General features: G+C 61.7%; 18 protein-coding genes and 1 pseudogene. 11 read left to right on the top strand and 8 right to left on the bottom strand.

What is annotated here, in order from left to right; genetic code table 11:
- Positions 1-58: 58 nt before the first annotated feature.
- From EJD88_RS21650 to tpx, 7 genes are all read right to left on the bottom strand, one after another.
- Entirely contained in the window at positions 59-805 is a 747-nt protein-coding gene (locus tag EJD88_RS21650) for an SDR family oxidoreductase (protein ID WP_158878996.1), read from the bottom strand.
- Between the two features lie 53 nt (positions 806-858).
- Positions 859-2,955, bottom strand: a complete 2,097-nt coding sequence (locus EJD88_RS21645) for a bifunctional diguanylate cyclase/phosphodiesterase (RefSeq protein WP_099585178.1) — start codon at positions 2,953-2,955, stop codon at positions 859-861.
- A gap of 563 nt (positions 2,956-3,518) precedes the next feature.
- Positions 3,519-4,988: an efflux transporter outer membrane subunit gene (locus EJD88_RS21640; protein ID WP_158878995.1), complete on the bottom strand. Its 1,470-nt coding sequence runs from the start codon at positions 4,986-4,988 to the stop codon at positions 3,519-3,521.
- Positions 4,985-8,092: an efflux RND transporter permease subunit gene (locus EJD88_RS21635; RefSeq protein WP_112195093.1), complete on the bottom strand. Its 3,108-nt coding sequence runs from the start codon at positions 8,090-8,092 to the stop codon at positions 4,985-4,987. Before EJD88_RS21635 ends, EJD88_RS21640 begins: the two co-directional genes overlap by 4 nt.
- On the bottom strand, positions 8,089-11,190 hold the full coding sequence (locus EJD88_RS21630; RefSeq protein WP_112195091.1) for an MdtB/MuxB family multidrug efflux RND transporter permease subunit: 3,102 nt from the start codon (positions 11,188-11,190) through the stop codon (positions 8,089-8,091). The genes EJD88_RS21635 and EJD88_RS21630 overlap by 4 nt, the downstream gene beginning before the upstream one ends.
- The gene (locus EJD88_RS21625; protein ID WP_158878994.1) at positions 11,187-12,485 is read right to left on the bottom strand and encodes an MdtA/MuxA family multidrug efflux RND transporter periplasmic adaptor subunit; all 1,299 of its coding nucleotides are present in this window, start codon (positions 12,483-12,485) and stop codon (positions 11,187-11,189) included. The genes EJD88_RS21630 and EJD88_RS21625 overlap by 4 nt, the downstream gene beginning before the upstream one ends.
- A gap of 231 nt (positions 12,486-12,716) precedes the next feature.
- Positions 12,717-13,217, bottom strand: coding sequence for a thiol peroxidase (tpx, locus tag EJD88_RS21620; RefSeq protein WP_158878993.1), 501 nt, complete (start codon positions 13,215-13,217; stop codon positions 12,717-12,719).
- 158 nt (positions 13,218-13,375) lie between these two features.
- Between tpx and EJD88_RS21615 the strand changes: the two genes are divergently transcribed.
- The 11 genes and pseudogenes from EJD88_RS21615 (at position 13,376) to EJD88_RS21570 (ending at position 24,724) form a co-directional block, all read left to right on the top strand.
- The gene (locus EJD88_RS21615; protein WP_158878992.1) at positions 13,376-14,665 is read left to right on the top strand and encodes a glycosyltransferase; all 1,290 of its coding nucleotides are present in this window, start codon (positions 13,376-13,378) and stop codon (positions 14,663-14,665) included.
- A 72-nt stretch (positions 14,666-14,737) separates the two neighbouring features.
- Positions 14,738-15,643 (top strand): AraC family transcriptional regulator, encoded by a 906-nt coding sequence (locus EJD88_RS21610; protein WP_099585185.1) that lies wholly within the window; start codon positions 14,738-14,740, stop codon positions 15,641-15,643.
- A gap of 218 nt (positions 15,644-15,861) precedes the next feature.
- Positions 15,862-17,145: a sugar ABC transporter substrate-binding protein gene (locus tag EJD88_RS21605; RefSeq protein WP_371926577.1), complete on the top strand. Its 1,284-nt coding sequence runs from the start codon at positions 15,862-15,864 to the stop codon at positions 17,143-17,145.
- A gap of 88 nt (positions 17,146-17,233) precedes the next feature.
- Positions 17,234-18,124, top strand: coding sequence for a carbohydrate ABC transporter permease (locus EJD88_RS21600; RefSeq protein WP_099585188.1), 891 nt, complete (start codon positions 17,234-17,236; stop codon positions 18,122-18,124).
- A gap of 10 nt (positions 18,125-18,134) precedes the next feature.
- Positions 18,135-18,965 (top strand): carbohydrate ABC transporter permease, encoded by an 831-nt coding sequence (locus EJD88_RS21595; protein ID WP_017848429.1) that lies wholly within the window; start codon positions 18,135-18,137, stop codon positions 18,963-18,965.
- A gap of 23 nt (positions 18,966-18,988) precedes the next feature.
- Positions 18,989-20,092, top strand: a complete 1,104-nt coding sequence (locus EJD88_RS21590) for an ABC transporter ATP-binding protein (protein WP_158878991.1) — start codon at positions 18,989-18,991, stop codon at positions 20,090-20,092.
- An 18-nt stretch (positions 20,093-20,110) separates the two neighbouring features.
- Complete coding sequence (locus EJD88_RS21585; RefSeq protein ID WP_158878990.1) at positions 20,111-21,592, top strand: mannitol dehydrogenase family protein; 1,482 nt, start codon at positions 20,111-20,113, stop codon at positions 21,590-21,592.
- A gap of 126 nt (positions 21,593-21,718) precedes the next feature.
- Positions 21,719-23,200 (top strand): xylulokinase, encoded by a 1,482-nt coding sequence (gene xylB / locus EJD88_RS21580; RefSeq protein ID WP_158878989.1) that lies wholly within the window; start codon positions 21,719-21,721, stop codon positions 23,198-23,200.
- Between the two features lie 12 nt (positions 23,201-23,212).
- Positions 23,213-24,151, top strand: coding sequence for a carbohydrate kinase (locus EJD88_RS21575; RefSeq protein ID WP_158878988.1), 939 nt, complete (start codon positions 23,213-23,215; stop codon positions 24,149-24,151).
- 15 nt (positions 24,152-24,166) lie between these two features.
- A pseudogene (locus EJD88_RS27310) lies at positions 24,167-24,247 on the top strand (DUF2790 domain-containing protein); the annotation flags it as partial.
- Positions 24,248-24,325: 78 nt separating this feature from the next.
- On the top strand, positions 24,326-24,724 hold the full coding sequence (locus tag EJD88_RS21570) for a hypothetical protein (RefSeq protein ID WP_112195076.1): 399 nt from the start codon (positions 24,326-24,328) through the stop codon (positions 24,722-24,724).
- Here EJD88_RS21570 and EJD88_RS21565 read toward each other — a convergent pair.
- A complete protein-coding gene (locus EJD88_RS21565) occupies positions 24,721-24,990 on the bottom strand; it encodes a DUF1652 domain-containing protein (RefSeq protein ID WP_158878987.1) in 270 nt (89 codons plus the stop codon). The genes EJD88_RS21570 and EJD88_RS21565 overlap by 4 nt on opposite strands.
- Positions 24,991-25,029 lie beyond the last annotated feature (39 nt).

The following is a 25,029-nucleotide window of genomic DNA, read 5'->3' as shown; positions in this document are numbered from 1 at the left end:
CACATCTGAATGTGGGAGGGGGCTTGCCCCCGATGGCGCCCGAACAGACGCTACCGACTCACCGCCCGCCGCCCAGATCCACAAACGTCCCGGTGGCATACGAGGCCTTATCCGACAACAACCAGATAATCGCTTCCGCCACTTCATCCGGTCGGCCGCCACGCGCCATGGGAATGCCGGACTCCAGCTTGCTGACCCGGTCCGGGTCGCCGCTCAGGGCATGGAAGTCGGTGAAGATATAGCCGGGGCGCACGGCGTTGACGCGTATCCCCTCGCCCGCCACCTCTTTGGACAGGCCGATGGTGAAGGTATCGAGCGCGCCCTTGGAGGCGGCGTAGTCCACGTACTCATTCGGCGAGCCCAAGCGCGCGGCCACTGACGAAACGTTGACGATGCTGCCGCCCTGCCCGCCGTGCTTGGGCGACATGCGCAGCACCGCATGCTTGGCGCACAGAATCGGCCCCAGCACGTTGGTTTTCATGATGTTGAGGATACGGAATTCGGACATTTCATCGACCCGTGACTTATGTGCCACGGTGCCCGCGTTGTTGACCAGGGCGGTCACGCGGCCCAATTCGGCGTCGACGCGGTGGAACAAGGCGATCACTTCATCTTCGATGCTGACATCCGCCCGCACAGCAATCGCCTGGGCACCCAGGCCACGCACCTGTTCCAGAACACTGAGGGCGGCTGTTTCGTCGCAGCGGTAGTTGATGCAAACGCGATAGCCTTCACGCGCTGCCAGCAATGCCGTTTCGGCGCCTATGCCACGACTGCCCCCGGTGATGATGACAACTTTGTCCATGCGTGCGGTCTCCTGGTCCAACCTGGTGATAGGGTTGGATCCAATACTAACCGTCACGCACGGTTTTTGTCAGGCGCCAATACGTCCTCGGCCCGTTGGATATTCGCCATGAAACCATCGGCCGGCAGCGGATGCCCCAGCAGGTAACCTTGCAGGGAGTTGCAACCCAGCCGCGTCAGGAAGTTCTGCTGCGCATCGGTTTCCACACCTTCGGCGACAATGCGCAATCCCAAGGCTTGGCCGAGGGCAACGATGGCCGAAACAATGGCCGCGTCGTCGCTGTCGTGCTCCAGGTCGCGCACAAAACCGCGGTCGATCTTCAACTCGTTGGCTGGCAGGCGCTTGAGGTACATCAGGCTGGAATAACCGGTGCCGAAGTCATCGATGGACAGGTCGACGCCCATGTCCGAGAGCTGCTGCAACACCGTCATGCTCGCGTCGGCATCGCTCATGGCGGTGGTCTCGGTGATTTCCAGAGTCAGGCTGTTGGCCGGCAACTGATGCCGATCCAGGGCGTTGGCCACGCTCTTGACCAGCCCCGCATGGCAGAACTGCAGCGCCGACAGGTTCACGGCGATGCGCCAATCCTCATAACCCTGGGCATACCACACGCTCATCTGGCGACAGGCTTCATTGAGCACCCATTCGCCGATGGGAATGATCAAGCCGGTCTTTTCCGCCAGTTCGATAAAGGTCACCGGCAACAACAGGCCCTGCTGCGGATGTTCCCAACGCACCAGCGCTTCGGCGCCCACGGGGATGCCACTGACCGCATCGAACTTGGGCTGGTAGTACAGGCGAAATTGCTCTTGCTCAAGGGCATTGCGCAGGTCCTGCAACAACTGCAATTGCTTGCGCGCATTGGTGTTCATCGACACATCGAAAAAACTGTAGCCGTTCTTGCCCATGCCCTTGGCGTGGTACATCGCGGCGTCGGCGTTCATCAACAGTTCCTGGGGGTTGCCACCGTTGCCGGGGAACAATGCGATACCGACACTGGCCGAGATTTTCAGCTCGTGCTCGGCCACATGGAATGCGCGGTTGATCAGCCCGACCTGGCGCTCGGCCAAGCGCAGGGCATCGTCCGGCTGGCTCAATTGCACCAGCAGCACAAACTCATCACCACCGATGCGCGCCAGGGTGTCATGGCTGCGCAAGTCCTCGCGCAGGCGCAGGCCGACTTCGCGCAACAATTGGTCGCCCATATGATGGCCAAAGGCATCGTTGACCGGTTTGAAGCCATCCAGGTCGATAAACATCAAGGCGAAGCAACCGCCCTGCTCTTTGACCGCCTGCATGGCCTGTTGAATCCGGTCGGCCAGCAAGGTGCGATTGGGCAGGCCGGTGAGCATGTCATGCAGGGCCAGGTGAGTCAGTTCCTGGTTGGCCAGGCTGAGGGAATCGGCGAGCACTGCGGTGCGGGCTTCCAGGCGCGCGTCGAGCAGCGACGTCAGCAACGCAATGGCGAGCACCGCCAGGGTGGTGACCAGCACCAGGTTATCCAGGCCGTTGCCGGTCAAGCCGTCCAACGCAGCGGCGCAGTAGCTTTCATCGGCAAAGCGTGCGGCCGCCATGCCGGTGTAATGCATACCGACGATGGCAAAGCCCATCACCACCGCTGCGCCGCCCCGTGCCAGACGCACGTACGGCGTGTTACGGCGCAGGTTGAACGCAATCAACAACGCCGCACCGGACGCCACCACGGCGATCAGCAGCGACAGGCCAAACAACGTGGGGTCGTAGTCGATGCCTGGGGTCATGCGCATCGCCGCCATGCCGGTGTAGTGCATGCTGGCAATGCCGGTGCCCATCACCAACGCACCCAACACCAGCTGCCACGCCGGTAAACGCGCCTGGCTGACCAGCCATAACGCAAAGCCACAGGACAGCATCGCGATCAGCAACGACAGCGCGGTAATACCGATGTCAAAACCCAGCGCAAACGGCAGCCGCAGGGCCAACATGCCGATGAAGTGCATGGACCACACGCCCACGCCCATGGCCAACGCACCGCCGGCCATCCACAAATAAACGCCACGGCCCCTGGCGGTCGCGATGCGGCCGGTCAGGTCCAGCGCGGTATAGGACGCCAGGATCGCGACGAACAGGGAGATCACGACGAGGGGGGTGGAATAACTACCGATGAGCATGGGATTTCTCGCGGGCAACGGTCTTGAAACGTCCGTACCAAGTGGCAAAGCGCGCGATTGTAGCGAGAATAAATCTTGAACAGGTGATTAATTAGCAGAGGGCCATCACCTTTAATTTGGCGTCAAAGGACTGGCTTTTAAACGGCTAAAAACGGGCGAGTTGGCAGGGGTGGGCTTGATCAAAAGCATGCTGAGACCTATCTGATTTATGGAGATAAAAATGTGGGAGGGGGCTTGCCCCCGATGGCAGTGGATCAGTCATGGATGTAGGGACTGACACACCGCTATCGGGGCATGGGCATCTACACAACTCTTAAAGGCTGACACATAACCCTGTGGTGAGCGGGCTTGTCCCGCGCTGGGCTGCGAAGCAGCCCCAAAACGTTCACCTCGATTGATTCTGGCACTCTGCGGTGACCCTATTGGGGCTGCTGCGCAGCCCAGCGCGGGACAAGCCCGCTCACCACAACAGCCCATTTGCCATAGATTCAGCATCCACTGGAAGTTGTGTAGATACCTATGGCTATCGGGGGCAAGCCCCCTCCCACATTTGAGGCACGATGCTAGTCCTTGGCATCAATCGCGGTCTGACCGTCCCAGCCACCGCCCAACGCCGCGATCAACTGCACACTGGCCACCAGCCGCGTTTGCAGCAAGGTCAATACGGTACGCTCGTTACTCAGGGCAGTCGCTTGTACGGTGACCACATCCAGATAGGCAATCAGCCCCGCCTTGTACTGGTTCTGCGTCAGGCGCAGCGACTCACGTGCCGCGTCCAGCGCTTCATTGCTGACCACCGCCTCGTCTTCCAGCACTTTGAGCTGGACCATGTAGTTTTCCACTTCGCGGAAGCCGTCCAGCACCGTCTGGCGGTACTTGGCCACGGTTTCGTCGTAGCTGGCCACAGTACGGTCGACCTCAGCCGAGCGCTGGCCGCCATCGAACAACGTCATCGCCAGTTTCGGCCCCACCGACCAGAAGCGGTTCGGCAGGCTGATCCAGTCGGCGTAGGTGCTGCTGGAGTAGCCGCCGGCCAGGCTCAGGCTCAGGTCCGGGTAGTACGCCGCCTTGGCCACGCCGATATTGGCGTTGGCGGCGATCACCGAGCGTTCGGCCGAGGCGATGTCCGGGCGGCGCTCCAACAGTTGCGACGGCAGGCTCACGGGAATCTGCGGCAATGCTGGAATGTCCTTGCTCACGGCGAGGTTGAAGTTGGCCGGGGCTTCGCCAATCAATACGGCGATGGCGTTTTCCAGTTGCGCACGCTGCCAGATCAGGTCGATCAGGCTGGCCTGGGTGCTCTTGAGCTGGGTTTGCGCCTGGGCCACCGCGTCCTTGCCGGAGACACCGGCGCGGTACTGGTTTTCGGTCATTTGCAGGGATCGCTGGTAGGTGTCCAGCGTGGCTTGCAGCAGACGGGTCTGCTCGTCCATGACCCGCAGTTGCAGGTAGCTTTGCACCAGTTCGGACTGTTGGCTCAGGCGCATCGCCGCCAAGTCTGCCGAGCTGGCTTCGGCGCTGGCCTCGTTGGCCTCCAGGCCTCGTCGCAGTTTGCCCCAGATGTCGGCTTCCCAGCTCACCCCGAGCTGGGCATTGAGGGTGTCGCGGATACCGCTGCTGGAACTGCTGAGGCTGGCACTGCTGCTGCCGGTGCCCTGGCTGGCGCGGGTTTTACCGGCGCTCAGGTCGACCGTCGGGTAAAACGCCCCGCGTGAGCTGCGCACCAACGCCTGGGCCTGGCGAAAACGTGCCTCGGCCTGGGCCACGGTCTGGTTGGCGTTGTTCAGGCGCACCACTAGGTCATTGAGCTGGCGATCACCGTACAACTCCCACCAGGCGCCACGGGCCAGCGAATCACTCGGCGTGGCCTGGCGCCAACCCTGGGCTTCCTTGAATTGCACGGGTTCGATAACGTCCGGGCGCTTGTAGTCGGGGCCGACGGCACAGGCGCTGAGCAATGCACCGCAAAGCACCAGGCTCGCGACGCGGGAACCGCGGGTCATGGCCAATTTGGCAAAGGTTGAATCGGTCATAGCGCAGTGTCCAGGGCAGCATCGGTACGCACGCCGCGCCATTTGTTGAAACGATGGCGCGCGCGGTCGAGATAAAGGTAAACCACCGGAGTGGTGTAAAGGGTCAGGATCTGGCTGAAGACCAGGCCACCAATGATGGTCAGGCCCAGGGGGCGGCGCATTTCCGCGCCGTCGCCCATGCCGAGCAGCAAGGGCAAGGCACCGAGAATCGCCGCCAACGTGGTCATCAGGATCGGCCGCAACCGCAGCAGGCAGGCGCTGCGAATTGATTCAAGGGGGCCCATCCCATTATTGCGCTCCAGTTGCAGGGCCAGGTCGATCATCAGGATCGCATTCTTCTTCACCACGCCGATCAACAGGAACAGGCCCAGCAATGAGATCAGGCTGAACTCGCCCCCCGTCAGGTAGATGGCGAGCAACGCGCCGACACCGGCCGAAGGCAGTGTCGAGAGGATTGTCAGCGGGTGAATGTAGCTTTCGTACAGAATGCCCAACACCAGGTACACCGCCACCAGCGCGCCGAGGATCATGAACGGCTGGCCCTTCTGCGTCGCCGCAAAGGCATCGGCGGTGCCGGCCATCTTGGCGATCACATCTTCGGGCAAACCGACCTTGGCAATCGCCCGTTCGATAGCCGCTGTGCCCTGCTCCACCGTCACCCCTTCGGCCATGTCGAAGGCGATGTTTTCCGAGGCGAACTGGCCTTCGTGACTCACACGGTCATCCGCCAGGCTGTTCTCGTAATGGGCAATGGTCGACAACGGCACGCGCGCGCCATCGGCGGTGATGACCTGCATCTGGTTCAGGGTGATCGGGTCCTGGGCGTATTTGGGGTTGACCTCCATCACCACCTGATACTGGTTGAGGCTGTCGTAGATCGTGGAAATCTGCCGCTGGCTGTAGGCGTTGTTCAACACCCCGGTGACCATGTCCATGTCGATGCCCAGGCGCTTGGCCTGGTCACGGTCGACAATCAGCGTGACCTGGGCCGCGCCGCGACCTTCACGGGCGTCGATGGCGGTGAGTTCCGGCAGCCCGCGCAACGCGGTGACGACTTTCGGGTACCACAGGCGCAGTGCGGCCAGATCACCGCTTTGCAGGATGTAGGAATACTGCGCACTGGTCTGGTCGCGACCGCCGCCAAATTGCAGGTCCTGGTCGGCCATCAGGAACAGGCGCCCACCCGGCACCAGCGGCACGTCCTTGCGCAGGCGCTCGATCACCGCCTGGGCGGACACTTTACGCTCGCTGATAGGCTTGAGGCGTACCAGCATCACCGCGTTGTTGGTGCCGTTGTTGCCGCCAATAAAGCCGGCCACGCTGAGCACCGCCGGATCCTTGAGCACGGCCTGGCGGAAGATCTCCATCTTCGGCTGCATCACACTGAACGACAGGCCATCATCGCCGCGCACAAAGCCGATCAACTGGCCGGTGTCCTGCTGGGGCATGAAAGTTTTCGGCACGACCACGTACAGCGCAATGTTCACGCCCACGGTGATCAACAGGCTGAGCAAGGTCAGGCGCCGATGGCGCAGCACCCAGTCCAGGCTCGTGGCGTAGCCGGCGACCATGCGGTCGTTGATCTTCTGGCTCCAGCGCTGCAAGCCGGTCATCCGGCCTTTGACATGGGGCTTGAGCCAGCGGGCGCAGAGCATCGGGGTCAGGCTCAGGGACACCACCAGCGAGACAATGATCGCCGCCGACAAGGTGATGGAAAACTCACGGAACAGGCTGGTAACGATCCCGCCCATGAACAGGATGGAGAGAAACACCGCCACCAGCGACACGTTCATCGACAGCAAGGTAAAGCCGACTTCCTCGGCGCCCAGGTACGCCGCCTTCATGGGCGGCACGCCATCGTCGATATGCCGGGAAATGTTCTCCAGCACCACGATGGCGTCGTCTACCACCAGGCCGGTGGCCAGGATCAACGCCATCAGCGAGAAGTTGTTCAGCGAAAACCCGTACAGGTACATCACCGCAAAGGTGCCCACCAGCGACACCGGCACCGCCAGGGTCGGGATCAGCGAGGCGCGGAAGTTACCGAGGAACAGGTACACCACCAGAATCACCAGCCCGACGGCAATCAGCAGGGTCATCTCGGCTTCGTGCAAGGTGGCGGTGATCACCGGCGAGCGGTCCATGGCCAGGCTGAGCTTGACGCTGGACGGCAGCACGGCCTGCAACGCCGGCAGTTGCGCCTTGATCTGGCGGACGGTCTCGATGATGTTCGCGCCGGACTGGCGGTTGATCACCAACAGCACCGCCGGCTCATTGTTGAAGAAGCCGCTGTTGTAGCGATCTTCAACGCCGTCGGTGATTTTCGCCACATCCGACAGGCGCAGGGCCGCGCCGTTCTGGTAGCGAATCAGCAGCGGTTCGTAGTCCTTGGCTTTTTCCAGTTGGTCGTTGGCCTGGATCTGCCAGTTGCGCTCGCTGTCTTCCAGGGAACCCTTGGGCCGGCGCTGGTTGGCGTTGGCGATGGTAGTGCGCACATCGTCCAGGGCCACGCCGTACTGGTCGAGGGCCTTGGGTTCCAGCTCGATGCGCACCGCCGGCAGTGAACTGCCGCCGATCTGCACTTCGCCCACGCCCGGCACCTGGGACAGGCTTTGGGACAGGATGGTCGAGGCCAGGTCGTAGAGCTGGCCCTTTTGCAACACGTCCGAGGTCAGCGACAGCACCATGATCGGCGCCTGGGACGGGTTGATCTTCTTGTAGGTGGGCATGCTGCGCATGCCGCTGGGCAAGAGGTTGCGCGAGGCGTTGATCGCTGCCTGCACTTCCCGCGCCGCGCCGTTGATATCACGGTCGGAGTCGAACGCCAGGATCACCCGGGTTGAGCCCTGGCTCGACGAACTGCTCATAGTAGTGATGCCGGCAATCGCACCGAAGGAGCGCTCCAACGGTGTGGCCACGGTCGAGGCCATCACCTCAGGGCTGGCCCCCGGCAGGCTTGCCGAAACCACGATCACCGGGAAGTCGATCTGCGGCAGCGGCGACACCGGCAACAGGTTGAAACTCACCCCGCCCAGCAACATGATCGCCAGGCTCAGCAGCAGGGTCGCTACCGGCCGGCGGATGAAAGGTCCGGACAGGTTCATGGCTCAACCGGCTCCAGGCGTTGCGGCTCTTTGCGCCAGCGGCGCCCCAGGCGATCGAAGTACAAGTAGATCACCGGCGTGGTGAACAGCGTCAACACCTGGCTCACCAGCAGGCCGCCGACCATTACCAGGCCCAGCGGCTGGCGCAATTCCGCGCCGGAGCCGGTGGCCAGCATCAGCGGCACCGCACCGAACAACGCCGCGAGGGTGGTCATCAGGATCGGCCGGAAACGCAACAGCGCGGCCTGGTAAATCGCGGTCTGCGGGTCAAGGCCCTGGTTGCGTTCGGCGTCGAGGGCGAAGTCGATCATCATGATCGCGTTCTTCTTGACGATACCGATCAGCAAGATGATGCCGATGATCGCGATCATGCCCAGGTCATTGCCACTGAGCAGCAAGGCCAGCAAGGCGCCCACCGCGGCCGACGGCAAGGTCGACAGGATGGTGATCGGGTGGATATAGCTCTCGTAGAGCACGCCGAGCACGATATACATGGTCACCACCGCCGCCAGGATCAGCAGCAAGGTACTCGACAGCGAGGCTTCGAACGCCTGGGCCGCGCCCTGGAACTGGGTCTGCACGCCCACCGGCATGCCGATGTCCTTCTGGGTCTGGTTGATCAGCTCCACGCCCTTGCCCAGCGCCACGCCAGGGGCCAGGTTGAACGACATCATTACTGCCGGGAACTGGCCGATATGGGCGATGGCCAACTGCGCCTGACGCTGCTCGACACGGGCCAGGCTCGACAGTCGCACCTGGCCGCCATCGGTGGTTTTCACATGGATCTGGTTCAGCGCATCCGGGCCGAGGGTTTCGCCGGACTGGGCCTGCAACACCACGCGGTACTGGCTGGCCTGGGTGTAGATCGTGGAAATCTGGCGCTGGCCGAAGGCGTCGTACAGCGCGTCGGTGATGGTCGACACACTGACGCCCAGGCGCGAGGCCGCATCACGGTCGATCACCAGGTACACCTGCAAGCCTTTGTCCTGCAGGTCGCTGGCAACGTCGGTGAGTTCCGGCAACTGGCCAAGGGCGTGCACCAGCTTGTCACTCCACAGCGCCAGCAGCTCGGAATCCGGGGAGGACATGCTGAACTGGTACTGGGTGCGGCTCACGCGGTCTTCGATGGTCAGGTCCTGCACCGGCTGCATAAACAAGCGGATGCCTACCAACTTGTCGATTTCCGGTTGCAGCCGGGCGATGACCTGGGCTGCGCTCAAGTCGCGCTGGCCGTGGGCCTTGAGGTTGATCAGCAGGCGGCCGCTGTTGAGGGTCGCGTTATCGCCATCCACACCGATGTAGGACGACAGGCTTTCCACCGCCGGATCCGCCAGGATGATCTTGGCCAGTGCCTGCTGGCGCTGGCTCATCGCTGCAAAGGAAATCGACTGCGGCGCCTCGGAAATGCCCTGGATCACCCCGGTGTCCTGTACCGGAAAGAAGCCTTTGGGCACCACCAGGTACAGCACCACGGTGAGGCCCAGGGTGGCGATGGCCACCAGCAGGGTCAACGGCTGGTGCTTGAGGACCCACTGCAACTTGCGGCCATAGGCTTCGATCATCCAGTCGATCCAGGCGCCGCTGGCCTTGTAGAAACGGCCCTGCTCTGCTTCCTTGGGCTCACGCTTGAGCAACCGCGCGCACATCATCGGCGTGAGGGTCAGCGACACCACCAGGGAAATCAGGATCGCCACTGCCAGGGTGATGGCAAATTCACGGAACAGGCGCCCCACCACGTCGGCCATGAACAGCAACGGGATCAGCACCGCGATCAGCGACAGGGTCAGGGAAATCAGGGTGAAGCCAATCTGTTTGGCGCCCTTGAGGGCGGCGGCCATCGGGGTTTCGCCTTCCTCGATGTAACGGGAGATGTTCTCCAGCATCACGATGGCATCGTCCACCACAAAGCCGGTGGCGATGGTCAAGGCCATCAGCGTCAGGTTATTGATCGAGAACCCGGCCAGGTACATCACGCCGAAGGTGCCCACCAGGGACAACGGCACGGCGATGGACGGAATAATCGTCGCGCTGACCCGGCGCAGGAACAGGAAGGTCACCATCACCACCAGGGCGATGGCGATCAGCAATTCGTGCTGTACGTCCTTGACCGAGGCGCGGATGGTCTGGGTGCGGTCGGTGAGTACGGTAACGTCGAGGCCGGCCGGCAGGTTGTCGGTGATGCTCGGCAGCAGCGCCTTGATGCGGTCTACCACCTCGATGACGTTGGCGCCCGGCTGGCGCTGGATGTTCAGCAGCACCGCCTGGTTTTCATTGGCCCAGGCGGCCAGACGCTCGTTTTCGGCGCCGTCGACGATTTGCGCGACGTCTTTAAGGCGCAACGGCGCGCCATTGTTGTAGGCCAGGATCAGTTCGGCGTATTGCTGGGGCGAGACCAACTGGTCATTGGCATCCAGCATCGACACCCGCGTCGGCCCGTCGAAGTTACCCTTGGGCTGGTTGACGTTGGACGCGGCGATCAAGGTGCGCACATCCGACAGGTTCAAGCCGTTGGCCGCCAGGGCCTCGGGGTTGACCTTGATACGCACGGCCTGGCGCTGGCCGCCGGCGATGCTGACCATACCGACGCCGCTGATCTGCGCGATTTTCTGCGCCATGCGCGTGTCGACCAGGTCATTGAGCTTGGGCAGCAGCATGGTCTTGGAGCTGATGGCCAAGGTCAGCACCGGGGTATCTGCCGGGTTGACCTTGTTGTACACCGGCGGTGCCGGCAAATCCTTGGGCAGCAGGTTGGTAGCGGCGTTGATCGCGGCCTGCACCTGTTGCTCGGCAACATCCATATTGATGTCGAGGTTGAAACGCAGGGTCAGTACCGACGCGCCGCCAGAACTGGTGGACGCCATCTGGGTCAGGCCGGGCATCTGCCCGAACTGGCGCTCAAGGGGCGCCGTCACCGCGCTGGTCATTACGTCGGGGCTGGCGCCGGGGTACAGGGTCATCACCCGGATGGTCGGGTAATCCACCTGGGGCAAGGCCGAAACCGGCAGCAAGCGGTACGCGATGATGCCGGCCAGGACGATGGCCAGCATACTCAGCGTGGTGGCGACCGGGCGAAGGATAAACAGCCGCGACAGGTTCATGCGCCGACCTTTTGCGCCTTGCCGGCGTCAGCGCCGGTCTCCCCTTTCGCCGCGGGTTTGCCTTGCAGGTGTTCAGTCGGCGTGGTCGGGACTTCGGTGCTGTCGTTGACCACTTCGATTTCGCTGCCTTCCTTGAGGCGGTCGGTGCCTTCGAGCACCACACGGTCACCGGCGACCAGGCCTTCCTTGATCACGGTGTTTTCACCGTCGGTATCGCCGACTACCAGGGGCTGGACCTTGACCTTCTTGTCGCCATCGAGCTTGTAGACGAAGGTGCCGCTGTTGCCGAACTGGATCGCCGCAGACGGCGCCAGCACCACGTTGTGCAGGGTGTCGGCCAGCAGGTGCACGTTGACGAACTGGTTGGGGAACAGCGCCTTGTCCTTGTTATCGAAACGCGCCTTGAATTTCAGGGTGCCGGTGGTGACGTCGATCTGGTTGTCCAGGCTCTGCAACACACCGATGGCCTGCTGTTTTACGTCGCCACGGTCCCAGGCTTCCACCGGTAGCTTGTTGCCGGCGTGGTAACGGGCGAGCACGGTTTCCAGGGTGTTTTCCGGCAGGGTGAAGGCCACGCTGATCGGCTGGGTCTGGGTGATCACGGCCAGGGCGGTGGTGTCGTTGGCGGCCACCAGGTTGCCAACGTCGAGCTGGCGCAAGCCGACGCGACCGGCGATCGGGGCACGGATCCTGGTGAATTCAAGGTTGAGCTTGGCGTCGTCGACCGCGCCCTGGTTGGTCTTGACCGTGCCCTGGTATTGCAAAACCAGCGCTTCGGCGGTGTCCAGGGTCTGCTTGGCGATACTGTCCTGGGCGTACAGGCCACGATAACGCTCCACATCGACCTGGGCGTTTTTCAGCTGGGCCTGGTTCTGCATCAGCGTGCCCTGGGCCTGGAGCAAGGCGTTTTGATAGCTGCGCGGGTCAATCTCGGCCAGCAGATCGCCGGCCTTGACCATCTGTCCTTCTTCAAAGGCAATCTTCACCAGCTCTCCGCCCACCCGGCTGCGTACATTAATGGTGTTGAGCGCGGTGACCGTGCCCAAGGCCTTGTAGTACACCGGAAACTCTCCCAGCACCGCCGGTGCCACACGCACTGGCACCGGGCCAGTGGAACCGCCGAAGCCGGGGCGCGCCATGCCGGTTTTGCCGGTGTGCCCGGCCGGTGCGTCTTTTTGGGCCGCGCCGCCGGGCCAGAATTTCCAGCACAGACCGGCGATAACCAGCAGCACGAGCAGGCCGAACAGCCAACGACGGGAGTTGCGGGGGGAGGATTGCATGGAGTGATCAACCATTGGGCGCGAGAGCTTCTTCTTTGGGAGGCTGAAAGATAAGCACTGGGGCGCATTAAGAAAAGCGCCTTTACCGGCTATTTACCTTGGGCTTACAACTTTTAACGTCTGGGCTTAGTCCGTCGGCTATTTCGCTAAACGTCTGAAGCACAAATGAAAACGGCCTGGACTAGGCCAGGCCGCAATCATGTATCACGGGTGTTACTGCAAAACGACAGACATGCGCAGAAACAGTTACTTCAGAACAGCCAATGCTGCTTCGTAGTTCGGTTCTTCAGCGATTTCCTTGACCAACTCGCTGTGCAGCACATTGTCGTTTTCGTCCAGCACCACGACGGCGCGGGCGGTCAGGCCTTTGAGCGGGCCGTCGGCAATCGACACACCGTAATCAACGGCGAAATCCGAATCGCGGAAATCCGACAGGTTTTTCACGTTTTCCAGGCCTTCGGAGCCGCAGAAGCGTGCCTGGGCGAATGGCAGGTCGGTGGAAATGCACAGCACCACGGTGTTTTCTACATCATTGGCCTGGGCATTGAATTTGCGCACCGACGTCGCGCAGGTCGGGGTATCGACGCTTGGGAAGATGTTCAGCACTTTGCGCTTGCCGGCAAAGGACTCCAGGTTTGCGTCCGACAGGTCGCCGGCGGTCAGAGTGAAGTCTGCAGCTTTGGTGCCGACTTTCGGCAATTCGCCTTCAACCTGGACCGGGTTGCCTTTGAGGGTGACTTGAGCCATGAACGGAATCCTTATGCGGGTTTTGGTTAAACGAATTCAAGAGGCGGAAGTTAACCACAAAGTGCCGTGGCGACCTACCGCCAGACACAAATTGTCATGCGTGCCGGTTGTGGTTTAATTGCGCGCTTTTCGCCCGCCCTTTAAGGAAGCTGTTGTTGATGAAACCGCCTGCCACCAAAGTTCTGGTCATTGGTTATGTCTGGCCGGAGCCGCGTTCCTCGGCCGCAGGCGGGCACATGATGCAGATTCTGGAAACTTTTCTTACGCAAGGTTGGGAGGTTACCTTCAGCAGCCCTGCCGCACTCGGCGAACACAAGGCCGACCTGCTCGCCCTGGGCATCGCCGAATGCGCCATCGAGCTCAATAACAGCAGTTTCGATGATTTTATCCGCCAACTCGCCCCGGATATCGTATTGTTCGACCGTTTCATGATGGAAGAGCAGTTCGGCTGGCGCGTGGAAAAATACTGCCCCGACGCCTTGCGCGTGCTGGAGACCTGCGACCTGCATAGCCTACGCGACGCACGCCAGCAACGGCTCAAGAACCACCTCAAGACCCATCCCGACAGCGACGACTTCAGCGCCCTGTTTGCGCCCGCGCTGGAGGAAGAATTCCAGCTGATGGCCGACTCCGAAGTGGCCAAGCGTGAAATCGCAGCGATTTACCGCTGCGACATCAACCTGATGATCTCCGATGTGGAAATACGCCTGCTGACCGAGCAGTTCAAGGTGCCAGCCGCCCTGTTCCACTGGTGCCCGCTGATGCTGGAGCCCGCCACCGAAGCCTTCGTTCCCTTTGAGGACCGCGCGCACTTCCTCAGCATCGGCAACTTCCGCCACGCGCCCAATTGGGACGCCGTGCTGTGGATGAAGAACAGCCTGTGGCCGCTGATTCGACAACAGTTACCCGGCGCGCAACTGCATATCTATGGCGCCTACACCCCGCCCAAGGCCACTGCCCTGCACAACCCGGCCCAGGGTTTTCATGTGATGAACTGGGCCGAAGATGCGCTGCAAGTGATGCGCGCCGCACGCATTTGCCTTGCCCCCCTGCGCTTTGGCGCGGGCATCAAGGGCAAGCTGGCGGACGCGATGCTGTGCGGCACGCCGAACATCACCACGCCCATCGGCGCCGAGGCCATGGGTGATGAGCAGCCATGGCCGGGCATGATCGAACCCAGCGCGCCGGCCCTGGCCGCAGCCGCGGTGGCCTTGTACCAGGACCGCGAGCGCTGGACCCAGGCCCAGGAAGACGGGCGCCAGTTGATTGCCCGCCGCTACGACCAGAACGTCCACGGCCCCGCGCTGGTGGAGTGCCTGGAGCATTGCCGCCGTCACCTCGCCGCTCATCGCCGCGACAACTTCACCGGCAGCATGCTGCGCCATCACGCCCACAAAAGTACCCAGTACATGTCCCAGTGGATCGAGGCGAAAAACCGCACGTTCTAAACGCCGACGCTGGCAGGGTCGCGCACAAGGGGGCATTATTCGGGTCGCAACCAACAATAAAGCGACGCCAGCATGACCCGAGCAGCGCGCATCACTGATCCTTCCTACGAACTGATGGACGACCACAACGGTCTGTCCATCATCTATCGCCAGCACGGCTTCCCCTGCCCGCTGGTGCGCTGGCATTTCCACAAGGAATACGAACTGCACCTGATCGTCGCCAGCTCCGGCAAGGTGTTTATCGGCGACTACATCGGCAACTTCTACCCTGAAAGTCTGTTCCTCACCGGCCCCAACCTGCCCCATAACTGGATCAGCCAGGTGGAGGAAGACGAAGTGGTGCCCAAGCGCGACATGCTGGTGAACTTCACCGATGACTTGCTGGAGAACGGCAGCCATATCTTCACCGAGTTGAAGACCCTTGCCCCGCTGCTGGAACGGGCGCAGTACGGCATCGAGTTCCGCTGCAAAAAGACCATCGCCCAGGCCGTGACCCTGATGCAACGCATCGAAGACGCCCAGGGCATGGCACGCCTGGGCCACTTCTTTATCCTGCTGGAAGTGCTCAGCGCGTGTGAGGACTATCAGCTTCTGTCCGGCGTGACCACGCCACAGCTGGCTGACGAGCACAGCATCGACCGCACCAACCGGGCGGTGGACTACATCTTTGCCCATTACGCCCGCGAGTTGCCGCTGGAGGAAGTCGCTGAGTACCTGGGCATGAAGCCGACGTACTTTTCGCGGGTGTTCAAACAGGCCACCGGGCGCACATTTATCGAGTTCGTCAATCGGTTGCGCATCAGCAAGTCCTGCGAATTGCTGGCAGATGGCGATAAGGCCGTCACCGATGTGTGCTTTGAGTCGGGGTTCAACAATATTTCCAACTTCAACCGGCGCTTTCAGCAGCTTAAAGGCATGACCCCTTCCCACTACCGGCGCCTGGCGGTACAGCGGCTGACCGAGCAGAACCTGGCTTGAGGGGTTCAACGGCCGTGTGATCGAGTGCAAAAAAGTATCAGTCCAAGTGCGCCCAAGGATTTGTCACAACCCCATTTGAAGGCTGTAATCAACGCACACTCTTCCTGACTCCCCGTAGGAAGACACAACAACAATAACTGTCCTTCTGTAGCCCCCTGGGCGCGGAAATGGAGTGCGCGATGAAGTTCACAGCAAAAACTCTGCTTGCCTGTTCTTGCATGACTACCTGCATGACCCTCAGCGCCGTCAGCTTTGGCGCGCAGACCCTGACCATTGCCACCGTCAACAACAGCGACATGATCCGCATGCAAAAGCTCTCGAAGACCTTCGAGGCCGAGCATCCCGAGATCAAGCTGAACTGGGTGGTGCTCGAAGAAAACGTGCTGCGCCAACGCCTGACCACTGACATCGCCACCCAAGGCGGGCAGTTCGACGTGCTGACCATCGGCATGTACGAAGCTGCACTCTGGGGCGCCAAGGGTTGGCTGGAGCCGATGAAGGATCTGCCGGCGTCCTACGACCTCGACGACGTGTTCCCTTCGGTGCGTGACGGTTTGTCCGTCAAAGGCTCGCTGTACGCGTTGCCGTTCTACGCTGAAAGCTCGATCACCTATTACCGCACCGACCTGTTCAAGGACGCAGGGCTGAGCATGCCCGAACACCCGACCTGGACCCAGATCGGCGAATTCGCAGCCAAACTCACGGATAAAACCAAAGAGCAATACGGCCTGTGCCTGCGTGGCAAAGCCGGTTGGGGTGAGAACATGGCGCTGATCACCACCCTGGCCAACGGCTATGGCGCGCGCTGGTTCGATGAGAAGTGGCAGCCTGAATTCAACGGCCCCGAGTGGAAGGACGCGCTGAACTTCTACGTCGACAACATGAAGAAATCCGGCCCGCCGGGGGCGTCCAGTAACGGTTTCAACGAAAACCTGGCGCTGTTCAACAGCGGCAAGTGCGCGATCTGGGTCGACGCCAGCGTGGCCGGCTCGTTTGTCACCGACAAGTCCCAGAGCAAGGTGGCCGATAACGTTGGCTTCACCTTCGCCCCACACGAAAAAACCGACAAAGGCACTTCTTGGCTGTACTCCTGGTCACTGGCGATCCCGACCAGCTCCAAGGCCAAGGACGCCGCCAAAGTGTTCACCAGTTGGGCAACCTCCAAGGAATATGGCGCACTGGTCGCCAAGACCGACGGCGTGGCCAACGTACCGCCAGGTACGCGCAAGTCGACCTACAGCGACGCCTACATGAAAGCCGCGCCGTTCGCCAAGGTGACCCTGGAATCGCTGAAAGTCGCGGACCCGACCAAACCGACGCTCAAGCCGGTGCCGTATATCGGTATCCAGTTGGTGACCATTCCCGAATTCCAGGCGATTGGCACGCAGGTCGGCAAGTTCTTCTCCGGTGCGTTGACCGGCCAGCAAACGGTGGATGCGGCGTTGACTGCGGCGCAGACCACCACCGAGCGTGAAATGAAGCGCGCCGGTTACCCCAAGTAACCTGAGCCTCACCACAGTCAAATGTGGGAGGGGGCTTGCCCTTCCCACACTGACCGCGTTTGCATGTACCTGACTGGTCTTGATCCCCATGAATACACCCGCCAAAAACCGCCTGGCCAACCCTGGCTGGTTTCTCGTCAGCCCCTCGGTGGCCTTGCTGCTGCTGTGGATGATCGTGCCTCTGGGCATGACCCTTTACTTTTCGCTGATCCGCTACAACCTGCTCTACCCCGGCGAAAACCAATTCGTGGGCCTGGAGAACTTCACCTACTTCATTACGGACTCGGGCTTCCTGCCCGGCGCCACCAATACCCTGTTGCTGGTGGGCAGCGTGCTGTTGATCAGCGTGGTGTTCGGCGTGTTGATCAGTGCCTTGCTGGAGGCCAGCGAGTTCTTCGGTCGCGGCCTGGTGCGGGTGCTGCTGATTTCGCCGTTCTTCATCATGCCCACCGTCGGTGCGCTGATCTGGAAGAACCTGATTTTCCACCCGGTGTCGGGGGTGCTTGCCGCCGTATGGAAGCTGTTCGGCGCCGAGCCGGTGGACTGGCTGGCGCACTATCCGTTGCTGTCGATCATCATCATTGTGTCGTGGCAATGGCTGCCGTTCGCGATCCTGTTGCTGATGACCGCCATGCAGTCCCTCGACCAGGAACAAAAGGAGGCCGCACGCCTGGACGGTGCCGGCGCCATCGCGATCTTCTGGCACCTGACCCTGCCCCACCTGGCCCGCCCGATTGCCGTGGTGGTGATGATCGAAACGATCTTTTTGCTCTCGGTGTTCGCCGAAATCTTCACCACCACCAACGGCGGCCCCGGCTACGCCTCGACCAACCTCGCCTACCTGATCTACAACCAGGCGCTGGTGCAGTTCGACGTGGGCATGGCGTCGGCCGGCGGCTTGATTGCCGTGGTCATTGCCAATATCGCGGCGATCATCCTGGTGCGGATGATCGGCAAAAACCTGACTGACAAGCCTTGAGGGCCGCGCCATGACGCTTCAACAATCCCGCCGCCTGCAAAGCCTGTTGCTCGGCACATTGGCCTGGGCCATCGCGATCCTGATCTTCTTCCCGATCTTCTGGATGGTGCTGACCAGCTTCAAGACCGAAATCGACGCGTTCGCCACGCCGCCGCAGTTCATCTTCACGCCGACGCTGGAGAACTACCTGCACATCAACGAGCGCAGCAACTACTTCAGCTATGCCTGGAACTCGGTGCTGATTTCCTTCAGCGCCACCGCTCTTTGCCTACTGATCTCGGTGCCAGCGGCCTACTCCATGGCGTTCTACGAAACCCAGCGCACCAAGGGCACGCTGCTGTGGATGCTGTCCACCAAAATGCTGCCGCCGGTGGGCGTGCTGATGCCGATCTACCTGCTGGCCAAGAGTTTTGGCCTGCTGGATACGCGCATCGCGCTGATCATCATCTACACCCTGATCAACCTGCCGATTGTGGTGTGGATGGTCTACACCTACTTCAAAGACATCCCCAAGGACATCCTCGAAGCCGCCCGCCTGGACGGGGCCACCCTGTGGCAGGAAATGGTCCGCGTGCTGCTGCCGATTGCCAAGGGCGGCCTGGCCTCCACGGTGTTGCTGTCGCTGATCCTGTGCTGGAACGAGGCGTTCTGGTCGCTGAACCTGACCTCATCGAACGCCGCGCCGTTGACCGCGCTGATCGCCTCCTACTCCAGCCCCGAAGGCTTGTTCTGGGCCAAATTATCCGCCGTCTCGACCCTCGCCTGTGCGCCGATCCTGATCTTTGGCTGGATCAGCCAGAAACAGCTGGTACGCGGTTTGTCCTTCGGCGCCGTTAAATAATAATTTCTAGCGGAGGGCCCATCATGGCCAACCTGAAAATCAAGAATCTGCAAAAAGGCTTCGAAGGTTTCTCGATCATCAAAGGCATCGACCTGGAAGTGAACGACAAGGAGTTCGTGGTCTTCGTCGGCCCGTCGGGCTGCGGTAAGTCCACCCTGCTGCGCCTGATCGCCGGCCTGGAAGAAGTCAGCGCAGGCACCATCGAACTCGACGGTCGCGACATCACTGAAGTGACCCCGGCCAAGCGCGACCTGGCGATGGTGTTCCAGACGTACGCGCTGTACCCGCATATGAGCGTGCGCAAGAATATGTCGTTTGCCCTGGACCTGGCCGGCGTTGACAAGAAGCTGGTCGAAAGCAAAGTCAGCGAGGCGGCGCGCATCCTGGAACTGGGCCCGCTGCTGGAGCGCAAGCCCAAGCAACTGTCGGGCGGCCAGCGCCAGCGCGTGGCGATTGGCCGGGCGATTGTGCGCAACCCGAAGATTTTCCTGTTCGATGAACCGCTGTCCAACCTTGACGCCGCCCTGCGCGTACAGATGCGCCTGGAACTGGCGCGCCTGCATAAAGAACTGCAGGCGACCATGATCTACGTGACCCACGACCAGGTCGAGGCCATGACCCTGGCCGACAAAGTGGTGGTGCTGAACAGCGGCCGTATCGAGCAGGTCGGCTCGCCGCTGGAGCTGTATCACCAGCCGGCCAACCTGTTTGTGGCGGGCTTTCTCGGCACGCCGAAGATGGGCTTTCTCAAGGGCAAGGTCACCCGCGTCGAGTCCCAGGCCTGCGAAGTGCAACTGGACGCCGGCACCTTGATCACCCTGCCGCTCAGTGGCCCGACCTTGAACGTCGGCAGCGCGATCACCCTGGGCATTCGTCCGGAACACCTGGAAATCGCAGCGCCTGGCCAAACCACCCTGACCGTCACCGCCGATGTGGGCGAGCGCCTGGGCAGCGACACGTTCTGCCACGTCAACACCGCCAACGGCGAGCCGTTGACCCTGCGCATCCGCGGCGACATGGCCAGCCAGTATGGCGAAACCCTGCACCTGCATCTGGACCCGGCGCACTGCCACCTGTTCGACACCGACGGCGTGGCCGTGGCCCGCCCACTGCGCGCTGCCGCCTGATTTCGCGAGTATTACGTTATGAAACTGAATAAACAGAACCTCACGCAACTGGCTGGGCAGGTGAAAATCCCGGCCTACGCCATTGCCGACACCCGCCAGGGCATCGCCCATATCGGCGTCGGCGGTTTCCACCGGGCGCATCAGGCGTATTACACCGATGCGCTGATGAACTCAGGTGAAGGTCTGGACTGGAGCATCTGCGGCGTCGGCCTGCGGGCCGAAGACCGCAAGGCCCGCGACGACCTGGCGGGTCAGGATTTTCTCTTCACCCTGTATGAACTGGGCGACACCGACGACACCGAAGTGCGTGTGATCGGTGCCATCAGCGACATGCTGCTGGCCGAAGACGGCGCCCAGGCGCTGATCGACAAACTGGCCAACCCGGCCATTCGTATCGTCTCCCTGACCATCACCGAAGGCGGCTACTGCATCGACGACAGCAACGGCGAGTTCATGGCTCATCTGCCGCAGATCCAGCATGATTTGGCCCACCCGAGCGCACCCAAAACCGTCTTCGGCTTTATCTGCGCCGCCCTCACCCAGCGCCGCGCCGCCGGTATTCCCGCGTTCACTGTAATGTCCTGCGATAACCTGCCCCACAACGGCGCCGTCACACGCAAGGCGCTGCTGGCCTTCGCCGCCCTGCACAACGCCGAATTGCACGACTGGATCAAGGCCAACGTAAGCTTCCCGAACGCCATGGTCGACCGCATCACGCCGATGACCAGCACCGCCCACCGCCTGCAATTGCACGACGAGCACGGCATCGACGATGCCTGGCCGGTGGTGTGCGAACCCTTTGTGCAGTGGGTGCTGGAAGACAAATTCGTCAACGGCCGCCCGGCCTGGGAAAAGGTCGGCGTGCAGTTCACCGATGACGTCACGCCCTACGAAGAAATGAAGATCGGCCTGCTCAATGGCAGTCATTTGGCCCTGACTTACCTGGGGTTTCTCAAAGGTTATCGGTTTGTGCACGAAACCATGAACGACCCGGTGTTTGTGGCCTATATGCGCGCCTATATGGACCTGGACGTCACGCCGAACCTCGCGCCGGTGCCGGGAATTGACCTGACCGAATACAAACAGACCTTGGTCGACCGTTTTTCCAACCAAGCGATTGCCGACCAGTTGGAGCGGGTGTGCTCGGATGGTTCGTCGAAATTTCCCAAGTTCACCGTGCCGACCATCAATCGTCTGATCGCGGACGGCCGCGAGACTGAACGCGCTGCACTGGTGGTCGCCGCCTGGGCCTTGTATTTGAAGGGCGTGGATGAGAACGGCGTGAGCTACAAGATCCCGGATCCACGTGCCGAGTTTTGCCAGGATCTGGTGAGCGATGACGCGCTGATCAGCAAGCGCTTGCTGGGCGTTGAAGAGATTTTCGGCACGGCTATTCCCAACTCGCCTGAGTTTGTGGCAGCGTTCGAGCGGTGTTTTGTGAGCTTGCGTGACAACGGCGTCACTAAAACGCTGAAGCTGTTACTGAAGAAACCGGCCTAAAAATGTGGGAGGGGGCTTGCCCCCGATGAGGGTGTATCAGTTAATAAATCTGTCACTGACACACTGCTATCGGGGGCAAGCCCCCTCCCACATTTACACTCCAACAATAATGCTGAGCACACCATCATGACCCAGCAAAACCTGTTCCTCGGCATCGACTGCGGCACCCAGGGCACCAAGGCGATCGTCCTCGACGCTTCCAGCGGCAAGGTGCTGGGCCTCGGCGCCGCCGCGCACACGCTGATCAGCGGCGCCAACGGCCGCCGCGAGCAGCACACCCAGGAATGGCTGGACGCCTTTACCGAAGCCACTCACCGCGCCCTGCAACAGGCCGGCGTGGACGGCCAGGACATCCTCGGCATCGGCGTTTCCGGCCAGCAACATGGCCTGGTCTTGCTGGATGCCGAGGGCCAGGTATTGCGCCCGGCCAAGTTGTGGTGCGACACCGAAACCGCCTCCGAAAACGAGCGCCTGTTGCAGCACCTGGGCGGCGAAAGCGGCTCGCTGGAGCGCCTGGGCGTGGCCATCGCGCCGGGCTACACCGTGTCCAAACTGCTCTGGACCCGCGAACAGCACCCGGACATCTTCAAGCAAATCGCCCATGTCCTGCTGCCCCACGACTACCTCAATTACTGGCTGACCGGCCGTGCCGTCGCGGAATACGGCGATGCCTCGGGCACCGGCTACTTCAACGTGCGCAGCCGCGAGTGGGATGTGGCGCTGCTCAAGCACATCGACCCGAGCGGACGCCTTGAAAAGGCACTGCCGCAATTGGTTGAAGCCAATCAAAGCGTCGGCACGATTCTGCCGGCCATTGCCGAACGCCTGGGCATCAACCCCAATGCGATTGTCGCCAGCGGCGGCGGCGACAACATGATGGGCGCCATCGGCACCGGTAATATCGCGCCGGGCGTGATCACCATGAGCCTGGGTTCATCGGGAACCGTCTACGCATTTTCGGACCAGCCCAACGTGAGCCCACAGGCCTCGGTGGCGACCTTCTGCTCATCCAGCGGCGGCTGGCTGCCGCTGATCTGCACCATGAACTTGACCAACGCCACCGGGGTGATGCGCGAGCTGTTCGAGCTGGACCTGAACACCTTCAACGCCCTGGTCGAGCAAGCACCGATCGGCGCCGACGGCGTGAGCATGCTGCCGTTCCTCAACGGCGAGCGCGTGCCTGCCCTGCCCCACGCCACCGGCAGCCTGCACGGGCTGACCATGACCAACCTGACCCGCGCCAACCTGTGCCGCGCCGTGGTCGAAGGCACCACCTTCGGCCTGCGTTACGGCCTCGACCTGCTGCGTCAGACCGGCCTGCAAAGCCAGAGTATCCGCCTGATCGGCGGCGGCTCGAAAAGCCCGGTATGGCGGCAGATGGTCGCCGATATCATGAACACCGAAGTGATCTGCACCGAACAAAGCGAAGCCGCCGCCCTGGGCGCGGCGATCCAGGCGGCGTGGAGCCAGTCCGGCGAATCCCTGGCCAGCCTGTGCGACAAATGCGTGAGCGTCGATCCGGCCAGCCGTACGCTGCCGATCGCGGCCAATGTCCGCGCCTATCAACAGGCGTACGAGCGTTATCAACAGCTAGTGGCAACCCTTTAAGAGCGAACGACTATGTATCTGGTGTGTGGTGAAGCGCTGTTTGATTTCTTCAGCGAAGAGGATGCCAGCGGGCTGGCGTCGAAGGTCAACTACAAGTCGATTGCCGGCGGTTCGCCGTTCAATGTCGCCGTCGGCTTGCGCCGCCTGGGCATTGAGGCGGGGCTGTTCGGCGGCGTGTCCACTGACTTCCTCGGTCGTCGCTTGGTGCAGGTGCTCAAGGATGAAGGCGTGAGTCAGCAATTTCTGGTGGAATTCGCCGCGCCGACGACCTTGGCAATGGTCGCCGTGGGCGCCAATGGCTCGCCGCAGTACAGTTTTCGCGGCGAAGGCTGCGCCGACCGGCAACTGCACGTCGCGCACCTGCCCGTGCTGGGTGATGACGTGCGTGGGCTGCATATCGGCTCGTTCTCCCTGGTGGTGCAGCCGATTGGCGACACCCTGCTGGCCCTGGTCCGGCGCGAAAGCGGCCGGCGCCTGATCAGCCTCGACCCCAACGTGCGCCTCAACCCGCAACCGGATATCCAGTTATGGCGCGACCGCGTCGCGGAGTTGGCCAAACATGCCGACCTGATCAAGGTCAGCGACGAAGACTTGCACCTGCTGTACCCCGGCCAATCCCCCGAAAGCGTGCTGCAAGGCTGGTTGCAGCACCGGTGCCAGTTGGTGTTTCTCACCCGTGGCGGCGACGGCGCCACGGTGTTCAGCCGCCAGCATGGCACGTGGTCGCAACCGGCGGTCAAGGTGGTGATGGCCGACACCGTGGGCGCCGGCGATACCTTCCAGGCGGCGTTGATTGCCTGGCTGACCGAGCAGCAGTTGGATTCGGTCGACGGCCTGCAGCAGCTCACCCGGGCGCAGATCGACGCCATGCTTGGCTTCGCGATTCGCGCCGCCGCCCTGACCTGCACCAAGACCGGCCCGGACTTGCCGTATCGCCAGCAGTTGGGCTGAACGCCCGGTTTCATGATCAAGTTCGTGGACAAGGCCGGGAAAATCGAGGATGTGGGCTATCGCAAGCTGTCCGATGCGTGCAGCTTCCAGAATTGAGCCTTGCACGGTCACACAGCAAGCCCGCGTAGATAGGCGTATTCTGGCGGGCTTGTCCCCAGGCCGAAAGGAATCGCCATGCCGTTGAGTTTTCGTACCCTCGCCACCGCAACCGCCCTGCTGTGCTTCGCCCTCGCGCTTATCTGGGGGCTGCGCCCCGAGCTGCTGCTCGGCATGTGGGGCGTGACATCGTCCGACGCCACCGGCCTGGTGGCCCGCCGCAGCGCCGCGCTGTTCCTGGCCATCGGCATCATGTTTTACCGCGCCCGCCATGCGCCACCCTCGGACACACGTCGCGCCATGACCAGTGGCTTTGCCATCGGTTGCCTGGTGTTGGCTGTGCTGGGCGTGTGTGAGTGGTTCAGCGGCAATGCCGGGCCGGGGATTTTCCTGGCCGTGGCAACGGAAACCGTACTGGGCCTGGCATTTGTCCAGGCCCATAGGTCTTCGGTGGTTCATTCTCAGGCGTCTGCCTAGTAAAAGGCTCGACCTCCCGCTCTCTTGAGGGCGGGTGCATGGGTATGTTTGAGGTCTTCACGCAACCCGGTGATCAGGTTGCAAATCGCTCGACTGCTGTCGAGTTTGTCTGCGTTGATGCCTTTGACTTCCAAATCCACCCGGTCACGATCGCGGTCGTCGTAGATCTTGATCGTCAGCGAAGCATCTTCGGCTTTGGTGCATTCGCACCGTTTGGGCAGGAAACTTCCTTCAATAATGCTGCGTAGCTCTAGTTCCGAAAGCATGGCTAACCTCTCCTTTTTTGAGACTGCCAACAGAGTGTT

The organism is Pseudomonas sp. PB105 (assembly GCF_009764655.1).
Classification (GTDB): domain Bacteria; phylum Pseudomonadota; class Gammaproteobacteria; order Pseudomonadales; family Pseudomonadaceae; genus Aquipseudomonas; species Aquipseudomonas cyclaminis.
The sequence above is the reverse complement of the archived record's forward strand: the minus strand, read 5'-3'. Positions and strand labels throughout refer to the sequence as shown.